The following is a 13,579-nucleotide window of genomic DNA, read 5'->3' as shown; positions in this document are numbered from 1 at the left end:
TTTATCTGTGAAGGCTATGCACTTGAAGATGCAACTGATATCAGTCAATTCGGGGGCTGGCGCGAATTTATGAAATCTAAACAGCTTTCAAATACCAAATTTAAATGTGAATGCATAGGGGAAGTCGCACAATGATGAAAAAACTCAGTCTGGCAGTCTCGATTTGTGGTGCTGTTTTATTTAGCGGCTGTGACAATACTGCAAAAATTCCTGCATCAAATACCAAAGCAAGTGAGAGTACGCAAAACCAGCCGATTCGGATTGGTTATAGCGACTGGCCGGGCTTTGTAGCCTGGCAGGTAGCGATTGAAAAAGGCTGGCTTAAAGAAGCAGGTATCAATGCCGATTTTAAGTGGTTTGATTATTCTTCTTCACTCTCTGCATTTGCAGCCAATCAGCTGGATGCCGTAATGGTCACTAATGGTGATAATCTGGTCACTGGCTCTGGCGGTACCAAGGGTGTGATGATCATGGCAACTGACTATTCAGCTGGAAATGACGTAATCATTGCCAAGAACGGGATTAACTCGATACAGGACTTGCGAGGAAAAACAGTTGCGACTGAAAAAGGTCTGGTGGATCACTTGCTGCTGTCCACTGCACTGGATGATGTCAAAGTTGGCCTGAATGAGGTTAAACTGGTCAATACTATGACCAATGAATTGCCACAGGTGTTTGCTACCCCTGATATTGATGCGATTGCTGTATGGCAGCCGGTGGCAAACCAGGCTCTATCTGCGGTGGCTGGCTCAAAAATCATTTTTACCTCCAAAGATAAACCTGGCCTGATTTACGATACCCTGACTGTAAACCCGGCCCATCTGGAAGCCAATAAAGAGCAATGGAAAAAGATAATTCAGGTCTGGGATAAAACCGTTAAATACATCAATGATCCGGCGACTCGTGAAGAAGCGGCACAGATCATGTCCAAACGTGTCGGTGTCGACCCAAAAACCTATATGCAGTTTATTGATGGCACGCATTTACTGGATCTGGCAGCCAACAAGAAAGTATTTACCAAAGGTAATGGTTTTGATTCAATTTATGGCTCAAGCTATCATGTGAACAAGTTCAATGTAGCTAACGGCATTTATACAACGGAAATGAATGTGGATGGTGTGATTGTTCCAACTTTGGTGCAAGAACTCAAATAGAGCTTGCCGCCTCATTCCGGAATGTAAACTAAAGCTATAAAAAATCCCCAGATTGGGGATTTTTATAGTCAGATGAATATTAAAAAATTAAAGCTGCGTACTTTTGGAAAAGACATTGATAAAAATAATGCCAATGATCATAAACGCCAGACCGATCAGTGCAGGGAGATCTAGCTGCTGTTTAAATACCAGCAAGCCAACTGTTGAAATTAGGATAATGCCAGCACCGGACCAGATGGCATAGGCAATGCCCATCGGAATGGTTTTCATGGTAAGTGACAGGAAAAACAGGGCAACGGCATAACCGGCAATAGTGGCAAGAGATGGCCAGAGCACACTAAAACCATTGGAGGCTTTGAGTGCAGAAGTCGCGATAACTTCAGCAATAATAGCAATTGAAAGATATAAAAAAGACATATTCTTCCCTATAACACCTGTTGTGCATGATGCATCAGGAGATCCTGTTCTGATTTCAGCCAGTTTTCAGCTTCCGCAGTCGTTACGGTGGTGTGTTGAAATACAAAGTCCGGTTGGTAAATATCAATTTCAAAAATCAGGTTAATATCGCGAGCATCTAAAATGACGTGCTGAACCAGACTAGTTTCATTAAAAACTTCGAAATTTTCTAGGTTAAAGGCTTTACCTGTTTCACCGCTACGAGTGCTATAAGTTTTAGCTTGAGCATCAGTCCCGATAGAAACCTCAAAACTTTCCAGCAAGGCAAACACGGTCGGATCGACAGCTTTCAAGTCCATTTGAGCGACTGCACTTTGCACTTCAGGCAAACGCGTCAGGGCATAGGCAACATGATCAGCACAAATAATCAGACCACCATCTATTTCCAGTTTCTGGCCAGATTGCACTTCAATTGCAGATTGCAGCCGCAAGCCTAAAAACAGGCCACGTTGTACCTGCTGGCGCCAGTCTTCGACATAGACATGACTTGGAGAAAATTCCAGAATACAGTTGCCAATCGCATATAGTTTTGCCGGTTCTGGCCACTGCACATGGTTCTGGTAATTGGCGTAGTCTTTCACTTCCCAGGACAAGAGTTGGCTGGCGCTATCCCAAAGCGTATTACCAATCCAGCCTTGGCGTTCAGGAACAGCTGTTTGCGTCTGGTGCTTTAGACGAAGATCAATGGTAAAACTGCGCGATTGGAACCAGTACACAATGGTATTTTCATCGGTCAGACCATTATAAAAACTGATGCTTTTACGCCGGAAGGCCCCATATAAAAAGTCCGGAATCATCTCTGGCTGAGTAGTCGTAGGTTTTAAAGTCTTAATTACTTCGAACAGATTCATGATATTGTCTCCGCCTGTTCTTCAAGTCCAAAAGAGGAAAGTGGTACAGCATTTTTTAAGACCAGTTCACCGCTAGCGACGCGCTGTTTTAAATATTGAAAGGTCTGGGCGGTCTGATTAAACAGGTGCTCACCACCAATCATGGCAGCATATTTGCTGTTTTCAGTGTGAATAACCGGTTCAATCACGGTGTCATAATTGCAGGCACAAAACAGCGGAAATGAATAACGTTCTTCCGACACTTTTTTCACCCGATGCTTGGTGGCCAGATATTTACCATTAGACAGAATTTCCATCATGTCACCAATGTTCATCACCAGAGTATTTTCAATCAATGGAATATCGATCCATTCACCGGCTTTATTCAAAACCTGTAAGCCGGGTGCGGTCGGTAACAGCAAGGTAAAGCATTCGTAATCGGTATGGGCACCTATACCTTCGGCATCCTGTATTTCTGGATTATAAGGATAGTGAATTAAACGCAACTGGCTTGGTGCATCAGTGATTTTATCTGCGAAGAAGTCTTCTTTGACGCCCAATGCCAGTGCAAAAGCAGAAAAAATCTGCTGGCTGATCTCACGCAGATGATTGTAGTATTGGCTGACGACAGACTTGAAATCCGGATGGTCTGGCCATAAGGTAGGGCCAAGTAAAGGACAGTTTTTTTGTGTACCCTGATAATCATAATTGACATCATAGGCTTCTTTTAAATCATAACTGTTGCCTGCAAACTGTTCTTCGCCAATCGGCACATAGCCACTATGATTTTTTGATTTGCCAATATAGTGCTGCATCTTGGTGTTTAGATTCTGAGAAAAATAGGATTGGGCCATTTCAATCAGGGCTTTGGCGTAGTCAAAATTAAACTGGCTACCTTGCAGATAGAGAAATCCGACTTCTTTACAGGCATGATCCAGATTATGAGCAACTTCAATACGATCAGCTAAATCCGGACTTTGCAATTTTGAAATATCAACCAGTGGAAGTACATATTGCGTTTGCATGACAATCACCTCTAATGTTGGTCGTCCAACACAGCGATAAAAACCTTTGGGTCGTCCCAACGGCATTTTGAATAAGATTATTTCTTGCTGCTGACCTTGGTCATACGCGGAATGACCGGCAGTTCTGCCAGAGCTGGGTCCAGTTCATCTTCTTCAGCATGCACCAGATGATCGACATGCTGTCTTAACTGTTTAAATTCAGGGCTAAGCATGACGTCTGGACGGCGTGGACGGGGTAAATCAACTTCTATAATTTCCTTGATTTCACCCGGATTGGCTTTGAGTGCCACAATCCGGTCGGCCAGTAAAATGGCTTCATCCATATCGTGGGTGACGAAAATAATGGTGATATCAATGTTTTGCCACAGGTCCATCAGATGACGCTGCATTTTTTGCCGCGTATGTGGATCAAGTGCCCCAAAAGGTTCATCCATGAGCAGGATTTTCGGTTCATTGACCAAAGCCCGGGCAATCGCGACACGCTGTTTCATCCCGCCAGACAGCTCATGCGGATACTGGTTTTCATATTTATCCAGACCAATAATATTGATCCATTCACGGGCCTGTGCTTCGGCTACTGCACTGCTTTGACCTTTCATGCGCGGACCAAACATGACATTTTCTTTGACGGTTTTCCAAGGAAACAGGGTATAGCCCTGAAATACCATGCCACGCTCCGGACTTGGACCGGTAATTGGTTTATCATCGACCAGAATCTCACCACTGCTATAAGGGTCAAGTCCTGCAACTACACGGCTAAAGGTTGACTTGCCACAACCGGAAGGCCCAATCACACAGATAAACTCGCGTCTGTGAATTTTCAGATCTAGTGCATTTAAAACTGTACGTTCGGTTTTACCATAACTGAATTTTTGCGTAAGCTGTTTGGCTTCAAGGATCACCGGACGGGTATAAATTTTGTCAAAGTATTCACGGGTATTAAATTCAGTGTGTTGCATTAGTTTGCTCCCGGTTTCCATTTAAATAAGCGTTGTCCCAGTTTCATTAAAATTACATCGAAAACGAGGCCAATCACACCAATGATCAAGATAGCTGCGAAGACATTCGCAAAGTTCTGATAGCGGGCTTGCTGGGTAATAAACCAGGTAATACCAGAGGTACTACCAATCAGTTCAGCCACGATTAAATAGGTCCATGCCCAGCCAAGCAGCACACGCAGATTGCGATAAATTTCAGGCAGTGCTGCCGGAATCACCACATGAAATAGGCTTTTAATTTTATTAGTACCCAAAGTGAAACCGGTCTCAATCAGACTACGATCGACCAGGCGTGTGGTATTGGCAATAATTAGAATTTGCTGGAACAGGGTGCCGATGACAATGATGGCTATTTTAGGTGCATCATTGATTCCTAAAATAGCGACTGCAAGCGCGCCAAAGGCCGGGGCAGGAAGGTAGCGGAAAAACTCGATAAAAGGTTCGGTCAACTGGGAAATTTTATTGGAAAAACCACATAAAATACCGAGTGGAATACCAATCAGTGAAGAAATAAAGAATGCCGTAAACACCAGCTTGATACTGTGCCAGAGGCTTTCATGAAACCAGGGGACATTGGCCTGAGCAGGTGCAGTCGTAAAGGCTGTGACCAGTGCAGTTGCAACTTCGTGCGGTGCGGGCAAATAAATTGGATTGACGAGTATACCTTGCGGTGGAGCAAGACCTTGATCTATTGCAGACTGGGCAGCAGAAAAAAAGGTATTTTTATCAATACGACTATCAACCTGTAAATAGGCAACACTACCTGAATCCGTAATTTGGACTTGTGGATGCCAGATCCATGGTAAATAACTGACTGCACACCAAATTAAAACTGGAATTAGAAAAGACCCCAAGCCAAATAGCAGTTTGTTTCTTGGACTGAGTTCATGTGCAACGTAACTCATAGTGTTGCCCCTCAATATTACAAATTTTATAAAACGTAATACTGATTAAGCAAAATGAATGCCAAGCCTACAAAGCAGAAGAGTAATTATAGAATTTCAAGCTAAAACTGGTTTGTATTTTTTAATTTAACTATATGTTTTAAAATAATAAATATAATTATATTTAAGGCGTTGGAAAAGCAGATTACAAGGCTAATCAAAATCATCATATTAAACAAATAATGCATTTATTTAGGGCTTTATTCTTCTAGAAATAAAATAATTCTAAATTAATTAATTTTTTCATTAACTTATTAAAACTACAAACAGGAATACTTAGAGATAAAACAAGTTAAGGTATAAAATTATACTTAAAAAGTTATGGAAAATTACAGATAAAAAGCAAATAATTATTCAGTATAGAGGGGGAGTACTTTTCATAATATAGACCCGGAGCTCAGCAGCAGTTTAGCTCAATGAATAACAATAATTTTGAATAATAAGGCTTACATTCACTAGATTTTGTTATTCAGGCGCCATGGATCAGGTGTAGAGCACAGTATGAGAAGAAGATTATATAAAAATGATAAGTACTGAACAGAAAAATGGTCCTGAACCGATACACAGGACCGACATGGAGGTAAGTATATGAGTAATCTCAATATACAGACAGAAGGAAGTATAAGTAAATCAAGTGTATATACCTGGTACGTCGTACTGCTGTGTATGCTGGCCTATATTTTTTCGTTTATTGACCGGCAGATTCTGGCACTGATGATCGAGCCGATCAAGGCTGACCTGAATCTGACTGACACCCAGTTTAGCCTGCTGCATGGTTTGGCTTTTTCCCTGTTTTATGCCTTTATGGGATTGCCACTTGCCTATATTGCTGACCGTTTTTCCCGGCCAAAACTGATTTCTATCGGAATTATTTTCTGGAGTCTGGCTACAGCATTCTGCGGACTCAGTAAAAACTTCGTGCAGCTTTTCTTGAGCCGTATGGGGGTCGGAATTGGTGAAGCTGCTCTGTCACCTGCTGCTTACTCAATGTTTAGCGATATGTTTAGCAAAGAAAAACTGGGACGTGCAGTAGCAGTTTATTCGATTGGTTCTTTTGTAGGAGGCGGCATTGCCTTTCTGGTCGGTGGCTATGTTATAGGATTGCTGAAGGATACAAGCCTGATTGATGTGCCATTTTTCGGTATGTTAAAAGCTTGGCAAACGGCTTTTATTATTGTTGGATTACCCGGCATTTTTATTGGCCTGCTGTTTATACTCACTGTGAAAGAGCCAAAGCGTAAAGGTCAGCGTCTTAATGCTCATGGTGAAGTAGAAAAAGTCAGTTTTAAATCCAGCTTTAGTTTTATTGGCAAGCACCGTAAAACTTTTACTTGCCATTATCTGGGTTTTACATTTTATGCGATGGCACTGTACTGTTTAACCAGCTGGACACCTGCTTTTTATATGCGGAAATATGGAATGACTCCGACAGAAGCCGGTTATATGCTAGGTAGTGTATTGCTGGTGGCTAATACTTTAGGTGTATTCTGTGCAGGCTGGTTAAATGACTGGTTTGTTAAAAAAGGCCGTAAAGATGCCCCTATGATTACAGGTGTTATTGGAATCACAGGGTTAATTCTGCCGATCATATTTTTTACGCAAGTTGAACCATTATGGCTCTCTGTTACCTTGCTGGTGCCTGCAATGTTCTTTGCGTCATTTCCAATGCCTATTTCCACTACGGCGATGCAAATGCTGGCACCAAACCAGTTACGTGCTCAGATCTCGGCAATTTTTCTGCTAATCAGTAATCTGGTTGCAGTAGGAATTGGAACAACACTGGTTGCATTAATTACTGACAAAATCTTTGAAAATCCATTGATGGTAGGCATGTCTTTATCAATTGTTGGCGCAATTTCATGTGTAGTGGCTTTTCTGCTGCTGAAATTTGGCTGTAAAGCATTTGCCCAAAGTATGCAAAAGGAACATGCAGCTTAGGAAGAGAACATATCATATTTATGCCTATTGCTTGCAGTAGGCATTTTTTATTTAAAAACAAATAAAACTTAGATGGAGCTGGAATATGAGCCTGATTTCACAAATAGACCGTCTGCATTATCTTGATCATTTTTTATTGTTCAGCTCGACCGACTATCACACTATTAAACAGCAGATTAGCCATTATTTGTGTCCCCATCAGTTTGAGGTAGATTCCAGCCAGATTCTAAATACGCGTCTTAATGGTTTTAGCTTTGGCACATCAGCACTCTATGATCTGAAATACAGTGCGCCTGTGGCAATTACTATAGATGAATCTTCTGCCCATTATCTGTTTAGAGTTACGCTTGAGGGCGAGTGCAAGATCGAACATGATGCCCGGCTGATTATACAGTCACCCGGTATTATGACGGTTTCACATCCCCATAGTAAAAATCGGATTATTACCAGCCAGCACTGTCGTAATATTATTCTGAAGCTGTCCAGACAGGAGGTTGACACACAGCTCTACAAAATGCTCGGCCATATGGTAGCGGAGCCACTACGGTTTGACTGCGGTATACCCTGTACGACAGAAGGTGTCGAAGCGATTATCGAAACTCTGAACTATCTTTGTCATGCCCATTACAACATCCAGCATTGGGATACTATTTCTGAAAGCTTTGGCCGATATCTGATTGAACTGATTTTATTGAAGGTTCCGAATAATTATACTGCGCAAATGCAGCAGCGGGGGAAAGTCATATTGCCTGGCTATATGAACAAAGCCAGACAGTATATTGCCCGGCATATCCGAAATAATATTGTACTGGCAGAGCTGGGCAAGCAGTGCGGAGTATCGGTGCGGACCCTGCAAAAAGGTTTTAACCAGTATTTCCATCAAACCCCAATTGATTATATTCGAGACTTACGTATTAAACTCATCCATCATGAGTTACAGCATAGCCAAGCGCATGAAACTGTAACTGATATTCTGCTGCGTAATGGTATTAACAGTTTAGGGCATTTTTCTACACTTTATAAAAAACGGTACGGTTGTCTGCCATCACAGACTTTGAGGCAGGCACATGCGCATTGCTCATCTTATTTCGTAAACTGAACAATCTGTTCGTAATCGGGTAAGACAGCCCGATTTCTCCTGTTTAGCATCAAGTAAAAGCAGATCAGGAAAATTACCAATGAAAATTACGGTACTGGGCGGTGGCCATGGCTGTTATGCAGCAGCAGTAGAAATGGCTGAAAAAAATCACGAGGTAATATGGTGGCGCCGTGATACACAGGCCCTAAAGCGGCTGGCAGAAGCGGGCAAGTTAAAAATCAAGGACTATCAGGGTAACCGTTCAGTCAGTGTCGGATTTCAGAATAGTCAGATCACTTTATGTGAGGATTTACAGCAAGCGGTTCAACAGGCAGCGCTTATCGTTATACCTTTACCAGCGACAACTCATGAGGATCTGGCCCGACAGATAGCGCCCTACTTGCAGGAAGGGCAAGTGGTTTTTCTGCCGCCGGGGACTTTTGGAAGTTATATCTTCGCGCAAGCCATGAAAGAGGCAGAAAATTATGCCCAAGTCGCATTTGCAGAAACAGGTACGCTACCTTATCTGGTCCGTAAACACGCTGCTGACCAGATTGTGGTGAGTGGCTACGCTACCCGATTACCTACCGGTGTTTTTCCGAGCCAGTTATCTGAGCGGGCTTTTCAGATACTTCAGCAGGCTTATCCGAGTATTGAGCCACTTGAAAATAGCCTAAGTGGAGCACTGATAAATGCCGGACCAGTAATCCATCCACCCCTGATACTAATGAATGCCGGAGCACTAGAGTATTTTGAAACCTGGGATATTCACAATGAAGGGACTCAACAGTCTATTCGCAGGGTGACTACTCAGCTGGATACTGAACGTATTCAAGTTCGTGAAGCGCTTGGTTATAGTGCACCACATTTTCCTCTGGCAGATCATTATAATAAAGAAGGAGAGGGTGATGAGTGGATGTATGGCCGCGGGGCACATGGAAAATTGACCGACAGTGGAGACTGGCGTGAAGATATCGATCTGCATACCCACCGATATATGCTCGAAGATACCAAGTTGGGGTTGTCTTTTCTAGTCTCTGTTGGGCGCTGGGCTGGAGTACCGACACCAGTTGCCGAGGGTTTACTGAATCTTGCCTCGGCAGTCACAGGAGAGAATTTCTATCAAACTGGTCGTACCCTGGAAAATCTGCAGCTAGCCCAAAAAAGCCGTCAGGAAATATCTGCCATTCTACAGCAGGGAGCCTGATATGCAGTTAATCAAACAAATTGCTGTGGTTGGAGCAGGGCGTATGGGGAAGGCAATTTCGATTGCTTTTGCCTATGCAGGATTAAATATTCAGTTGATAGATGCCAGAGAACGCGATCCAGAAGAATTCCATATATACAGGCAGAAGATTATTAGCGATATTTCTCAGGAGTTGCAGCTCTTGGTTAGTATCAACTTTATTCAGGAAGCATACGTTGAAACTATTTTAAAACGTATTGAAGTAACCAGCAGAAATAAATCACAGAACTTTTTAAGTCACTGTGAGCTGGTAATGGAAGCTGTTCCTGAGCTTAAAGAGATTAAACAGGAAATATTTAAATGGCTGGATCAATATCTGCCATCAGAATGTATTGTTGCGTCTACTACTTCGACTTTCTTGGTGAGCGAGATTGCCCAGATGCTTTCTGTACCAGAACGGGTAATCAATGCACACTGGCTAAATCCGGCTTATCTGATGCCTCTGGTAGAGTTAAGCCGGACAGCAGAAACTTCAGATTTAGTGGTAGAGCGCCTTAAAGCATTTTTAAGAATTATTGGTAAAGTACCCGTGGTATGTCAGGCCAGTGCGGGCTATATTGTGCCGCGTATTCAGGCACTGGCCATGAATGAAGCTGCCCGTATGGTTGAAGAAGGCGTAGCTTCGGCAGAAGATATTGATATTGCGATTAGAACCGGATTTGGCCTGCGTTTTTCTGTATTGGGCCTGCTTGAGTTTATTGACTGGGGTGGAGGTGATATTTTGTTTTATGCTTCACAGTATCTGGAAAAAGAACTGGGTACACGTTATAGCGCTCCGGCTATTATTGCTGAAAACATGCAAAATAAAAGAAATGGGCTACGTGAAAAACAGGGCTTTTATAATTATCATACAGTAGATATTGATAGCTATAAATTACAGGTATTGAAGGCCTTTACCACCCGCATTGCTGCAGCAGGTCTACAGCCTGAACCGGATATTTTAAGCATCCGGTATCAATAAATAAGACTGGCATCAATTAGAAGGCATCAGGTCAAACAATTTTTTTAACTGCTTGTTTAAGTCATGCAGCTCCTCCTCTTCAAAAGCATGCAGAATTCCGGCCAGGGTTACCTGGCTGATCTGGTTGATCTGTTCAACCATCTGCTGGCCTTTTTCAGTAAGTTTCACCATAGACACCCGCTCATCAAGTTGTGAGGAAAAAACTTCCACAATATCGTCTTCAACCAGACGATAAACAGCTTTGGTTGCGGTCGTCAATTTAATTGTTGAAAGATTGGCAATTTCAGTAATACTGGCTTCACTTACTGCATTTACACTTAAAATAATTTTACGTCGGGTATTATCTATTCCTAATTTTTTTATAGATTTTTCAATAAGTTGAGTATATTTCCCATTAATTTGAGAAATCCAGAAAAATGGAAAATTTTTTAAGCTATTTGGATCTTTATTAGGTAAAAACTGTTCTAGCTGACTCAGCATGACAAAGCCATATCTTTGAAAAAATGTAAATTCATTATAAACAAAATTATGAAATATTTTCTTTCTTATCATTCATAAAAGTTACTTGACAATTACATTAAATTTTCAGATATTAAGCTTATAAAATAAAAATACATGGAAAAGTGAATGAATATTATCGCACAGGAAGTCCATGAAGGTACAGGTGCACTGAAAGTCATGGTTAAGGACTCTATCGACATTCGGGGCCTAAGAACTATGGCAGGAAGTAAGGCACTCATGGAGGTAGAGCCTGCATTGGCAAATGCAGAAGTTGTAGACCTTATTTTGAAAGCTGATTGCGTCATAACTGCAAAAACCAATCTGCATGAACTGGCATTTGGTATTACAGGAATTAATCCTGTATTTGGTACACCTGTTAATCCAAAGTATCCAGATCTGATTCCAGGGGGATCATCCAGCGGTTCGGCTGCCGCGGTGGCTGCTGGCCTGGCCGATTTTAGTCTGGGCACAGATACGGGCGGTTCTATCCGCATGCCGGCAGCCTGCTGTGGCGTATTTGGTTTTAAACCCAGTTTTGGGCGGGTGAGCCGTAAAGGTGTTTATCCTGTGCAAAGTTCACTGGACTGTGTCGGACCATTTGCCAGTTCAGTCGAAATGATTGTTACCGCAATGCAGATTATTGACCCTACTTTTAAGTCTTCAGAAAAAATCCAGCATCAACCTAAACTGGCGGTACTTAATGTAGAAGCGGATTCAGCAGTCTGGGATTGTATTAAAGACTATCTGACTCAGACAAATTTAAAACTAGAGCCAGTACAGGTAACTACCTTTAGTGAAGCCTTTCAAGCCGGGATGCAGATTATTAATTATGAAAACTGGCAAGCTTATGGAGCGCTTACAGAAAGCGGAAAAATCAGTCCGGATGTTCAACAGCGACTACTTAACGCGGCCAAAACGACTTTAGAGCAGGTTCGGCAGGCAGAAGATGTAAAAGCCAGGTTTACTCAGGAAATTGATGAGCTACTTGAACAGTATGATGCCCTGATTCTACCTACCTTACCGCAGATACCCCCTAGAGTGGCAGAGGCTGAAAATACTGTAGCATTTTTAAATCTTACCGCACTGGTGCGTCCATTCAATTTATCAGGTCATCCTGCTTTGAATATTCCTCTGCAAACTATGACAGGTATGCCAGTGGGCTTGCAGTTGGTAGGCAGGAAAAATGCAGACGAGCAGCTATGTGCGGTCGCGGATTTTATTATTAAGGCAGCGCATTAAATAACAAGGAGTTAGCTAATGAATCAATTATCTGCCAAGGAATTGGATATAAAAGTCAGGCCAGTGGTCAATCTGGATGCCTTATGTCAGGAAATTCGTGAGCGCGCCTGCACTGGAGAATTTGATAATCAGGCGTATGTCAGCCAAGATATTATTGAGCGCTTGAAGCAGTTGGGCGTATATCGTGCCTTGGTACCACGACGTTTTGGTGGAGATGAATGCTCACCACGTCAATTTTGCGAACTGATTGAAAAGCTGTCTATGGCAGATGGTTCAGTCGGTTGGGTCGCAAGCTTCGGCATGAGTCCGGCTTATTTGGGCAGCCTGCCTGAAACTACTCTTCAGGAACTTTACAAGGATAGCCCTGATATAGTTTTTGCAGGGGGGATTTTTCCACCTCAGCCGGCAGAAATTACGGATGACGGGGTTTTGGTCAAGGGACGCTGGAAGTTTTCAAGCGGTTGCATGGGCGCTGATATTGTCGGTGTGGGTATTGCACCACGAAAAGATAATGAAGCACATGGCCTGCCACGTATGGCAGTTATGCCCGCCAGTAAAGCTAAAATTGAAATGACTTGGGATACTGTGGGCCTGAAAGGAACGGGCAGTCATGACCTGGTTGTGGAAAATGTACTGGTACCCAAGGAATGGACCTTTGTTCGTGGTGAGCCTTCAAAATTACCTGAGCCATTTTTTAAGTACCCATCATTATCTTTAGCCACTCAGGTATTAACGGTGGTAGGGATTGGAGTGGCCGCTGCAGCCCTGGATGAGTTTAAAAAGCTTGCACCGGGTAAGGCATCAATTACGGGCGGGGCAGAAATTGCTCAGCGACCAGTTACCCAATATGAATTTTCCCAGTCAGAAGCCGAATTTCTGGCTGCCCGAACTTGGTTTTATCAGACCATGGATGTGGTATGGAAGGAAGTAAATGAAGGGCGCAAACCAACCGCCCAGCAGATCAGCGATATGCGGTTGTCATGCACACATGCTGCCCGTATAGCAGCCAAAGTCGCCCGAAAGATGCAAATGCTTGCCGGTATGACCGCGATCTATACCAATCATCCGTTTAGTCGCTTTGTAAATGATACCAATGTGGTCACCCAGCATGCCTTTATGGGAGACGCTACTTTACAAAATGCAGGTGCAATCAGTTTTGGGCTGAATCCGACACCCGGCTATTTATAAACTTAACGCATTATTTAAAAA

At 42.8% G+C, this 13,579-nt stretch carries 14 protein-coding genes; 8 read left to right on the top strand and 6 right to left on the bottom strand.

Translation table 11 applies throughout. The features are described 5' to 3' along the window. Both B3R63_RS13865 and B3R63_RS03595 read left to right on the top strand, forming a co-directional pair. Nucleotides 1–135 (top strand): hypothetical protein (locus tag B3R63_RS13865; protein ID WP_414630831.1); only part of this gene is annotated, 135 nt, incomplete at its 5' end. Then, a complete protein-coding gene (locus B3R63_RS03595) occupies nt 132–1,154 on the top strand; it encodes an ABC transporter substrate-binding protein (protein ID WP_286728320.1) in 1,023 nt (340 codons plus the stop codon). The genes B3R63_RS13865 and B3R63_RS03595, both read left to right, overlap by 4 nt. A gap of 87 nt (nt 1,155–1,241) precedes the next feature. On the opposite strand, the gene B3R63_RS03590 is transcribed toward B3R63_RS03595, so the two are convergent. The 5 genes from B3R63_RS03590 to B3R63_RS03570 form a co-directional block, all read right to left on the bottom strand. Beyond that, on the bottom strand, nt 1,242–1,571 hold the full coding sequence (locus tag B3R63_RS03590; protein ID WP_004280373.1) for a DMT family transporter: 330 nt from the start codon (nt 1,569–1,571) through the stop codon (nt 1,242–1,244). 8 nt (nt 1,572–1,579) lie between these two features. Then, on the bottom strand, nt 1,580–2,461 hold the full coding sequence (locus tag B3R63_RS03585) for a hypothetical protein (protein ID WP_286728319.1): 882 nt from the start codon (nt 2,459–2,461) through the stop codon (nt 1,580–1,582). Beyond that, nucleotides 2,458–3,465: an isopenicillin N synthase family dioxygenase gene (locus tag B3R63_RS03580; RefSeq protein WP_286728318.1), complete on the bottom strand. Its 1,008-nt coding sequence runs from the start codon at nt 3,463–3,465 to the stop codon at nt 2,458–2,460. The genes B3R63_RS03585 and B3R63_RS03580 overlap by 4 nt, the downstream gene beginning before the upstream one ends. Nucleotides 3,466–3,542: 77 nt before the next feature. Next, nucleotides 3,543–4,424 (bottom strand): ABC transporter ATP-binding protein, encoded by an 882-nt coding sequence (locus B3R63_RS03575; protein ID WP_286728317.1) that lies wholly within the window; start codon nt 4,422–4,424, stop codon nt 3,543–3,545. After that, nucleotides 4,424–5,368: an ABC transporter permease gene (locus B3R63_RS03570; protein WP_286728316.1), complete on the bottom strand. Its 945-nt coding sequence runs from the start codon at nt 5,366–5,368 to the stop codon at nt 4,424–4,426. Before B3R63_RS03570 ends, B3R63_RS03575 begins: the two co-directional genes overlap by 1 nt. A 627-nt stretch (nt 5,369–5,995) precedes the next feature. Between B3R63_RS03570 and B3R63_RS03565 the strand changes: the two genes are divergently transcribed. The 4 genes from B3R63_RS03565 (at nt 5,996) to B3R63_RS03550 (ending at nt 10,630) form a co-directional block, all read left to right on the top strand. Beyond that, on the top strand, nt 5,996–7,345 hold the full coding sequence (locus tag B3R63_RS03565) for a spinster family MFS transporter (protein WP_286728315.1): 1,350 nt from the start codon (nt 5,996–5,998) through the stop codon (nt 7,343–7,345). Nucleotides 7,346–7,430: 85 nt separating this feature from the next. After that, a complete protein-coding gene (locus B3R63_RS03560; RefSeq protein ID WP_286728314.1) occupies nt 7,431–8,444 on the top strand; it encodes an AraC family transcriptional regulator in 1,014 nt (337 codons plus the stop codon). Between the two features lie 79 nt (nt 8,445–8,523). Then, nucleotides 8,524–9,630, top strand: coding sequence for an NAD/NADP-dependent octopine/nopaline dehydrogenase family protein (locus B3R63_RS03555; protein ID WP_286728313.1), 1,107 nt, complete (start codon nt 8,524–8,526; stop codon nt 9,628–9,630). 1 nt (nt 9,631) lies between these two features. Beyond that, a complete protein-coding gene (locus tag B3R63_RS03550; RefSeq protein ID WP_286728312.1) occupies nt 9,632–10,630 on the top strand; it encodes a 3-hydroxybutyryl-CoA dehydrogenase in 999 nt (332 codons plus the stop codon). 12 nt (nt 10,631–10,642) lie between these two features. Here B3R63_RS03550 and B3R63_RS03545 read toward each other — a convergent pair whose 3' ends face one another. Beyond that, nucleotides 10,643–11,110, bottom strand: a complete 468-nt coding sequence (locus B3R63_RS03545; RefSeq protein ID WP_286728311.1) for a MarR family winged helix-turn-helix transcriptional regulator — start codon at nt 11,108–11,110, stop codon at nt 10,643–10,645. 147 nt (nt 11,111–11,257) lie between these two features. Here B3R63_RS03545 and B3R63_RS03540 point away from each other — a divergent pair, with 147 nt between their 5' ends. Together B3R63_RS03540 and B3R63_RS03535 are read left to right on the top strand one after the other, a co-directional pair. Then, nucleotides 11,258–12,370, top strand: coding sequence for an amidase (locus tag B3R63_RS03540; RefSeq protein WP_286728310.1), 1,113 nt, complete (start codon nt 11,258–11,260; stop codon nt 12,368–12,370). An 18-nt stretch (nt 12,371–12,388) separates the two neighbouring features. Further along, a complete protein-coding gene (locus tag B3R63_RS03535) occupies nt 12,389–13,558 on the top strand; it encodes an acyl-CoA dehydrogenase family protein (RefSeq protein ID WP_286728309.1) in 1,170 nt (389 codons plus the stop codon). Nucleotides 13,559–13,579: the final 21 nt, after the last annotated feature.

This window comes from Acinetobacter sp. UBA1297 (genome assembly GCF_002307755.1).
GTDB classification, from domain to species: Bacteria; Pseudomonadota; Gammaproteobacteria; order Pseudomonadales; family Moraxellaceae; genus Acinetobacter; species Acinetobacter radioresistens.
The sequence above is the reverse complement of the archived record's forward strand: the minus strand, read 5'-3'. Positions and strand labels throughout refer to the sequence as shown.

Coding starts and splice junctions, on each gene's coding strand:
- B3R63_RS03575 (WP_286728317.1), bottom strand. CDS start 4,424: ATGCAACACACTGAATTTAATACCCGTGAATACTTTGACAAAATTTAT.
- B3R63_RS03585 (WP_286728319.1), bottom strand. CDS start 2,461: ATGAATCTGTTCGAAGTAATTAAGACTTTAAAACCTACGACTACTCAG.
- B3R63_RS03550 (WP_286728312.1), top strand. CDS start 9,632: ATGCAGTTAATCAAACAAATTGCTGTGGTTGGAGCAGGGCGTATGGGG.
- B3R63_RS03595 (WP_286728320.1), top strand. CDS start 132: ATGATGAAAAAACTCAGTCTGGCAGTCTCGATTTGTGGTGCTGTTTTA.
- B3R63_RS03570 (WP_286728316.1), bottom strand. CDS start 5,368: ATGAGTTACGTTGCACATGAACTCAGTCCAAGAAACAAACTGCTATTT.
- B3R63_RS03555 (WP_286728313.1), top strand. CDS start 8,524: ATGAAAATTACGGTACTGGGCGGTGGCCATGGCTGTTATGCAGCAGCA.
- B3R63_RS03540 (WP_286728310.1), top strand. CDS start 11,258: ATGAATATTATCGCACAGGAAGTCCATGAAGGTACAGGTGCACTGAAA.
- B3R63_RS03535 (WP_286728309.1), top strand. CDS start 12,389: ATGAATCAATTATCTGCCAAGGAATTGGATATAAAAGTCAGGCCAGTG.
- B3R63_RS03590 (WP_004280373.1), bottom strand. CDS start 1,571: ATGTCTTTTTTATATCTTTCAATTGCTATTATTGCTGAAGTTATCGCG.
- B3R63_RS03545 (WP_286728311.1), bottom strand. CDS start 11,110: ATGCTGAGTCAGCTAGAACAGTTTTTACCTAATAAAGATCCAAATAGC.
- B3R63_RS03565 (WP_286728315.1), top strand. CDS start 5,996: ATGAGTAATCTCAATATACAGACAGAAGGAAGTATAAGTAAATCAAGT.
- B3R63_RS03580 (WP_286728318.1), bottom strand. CDS start 3,465: ATGCAAACGCAATATGTACTTCCACTGGTTGATATTTCAAAATTGCAA.
- B3R63_RS03560 (WP_286728314.1), top strand. CDS start 7,431: ATGAGCCTGATTTCACAAATAGACCGTCTGCATTATCTTGATCATTTT.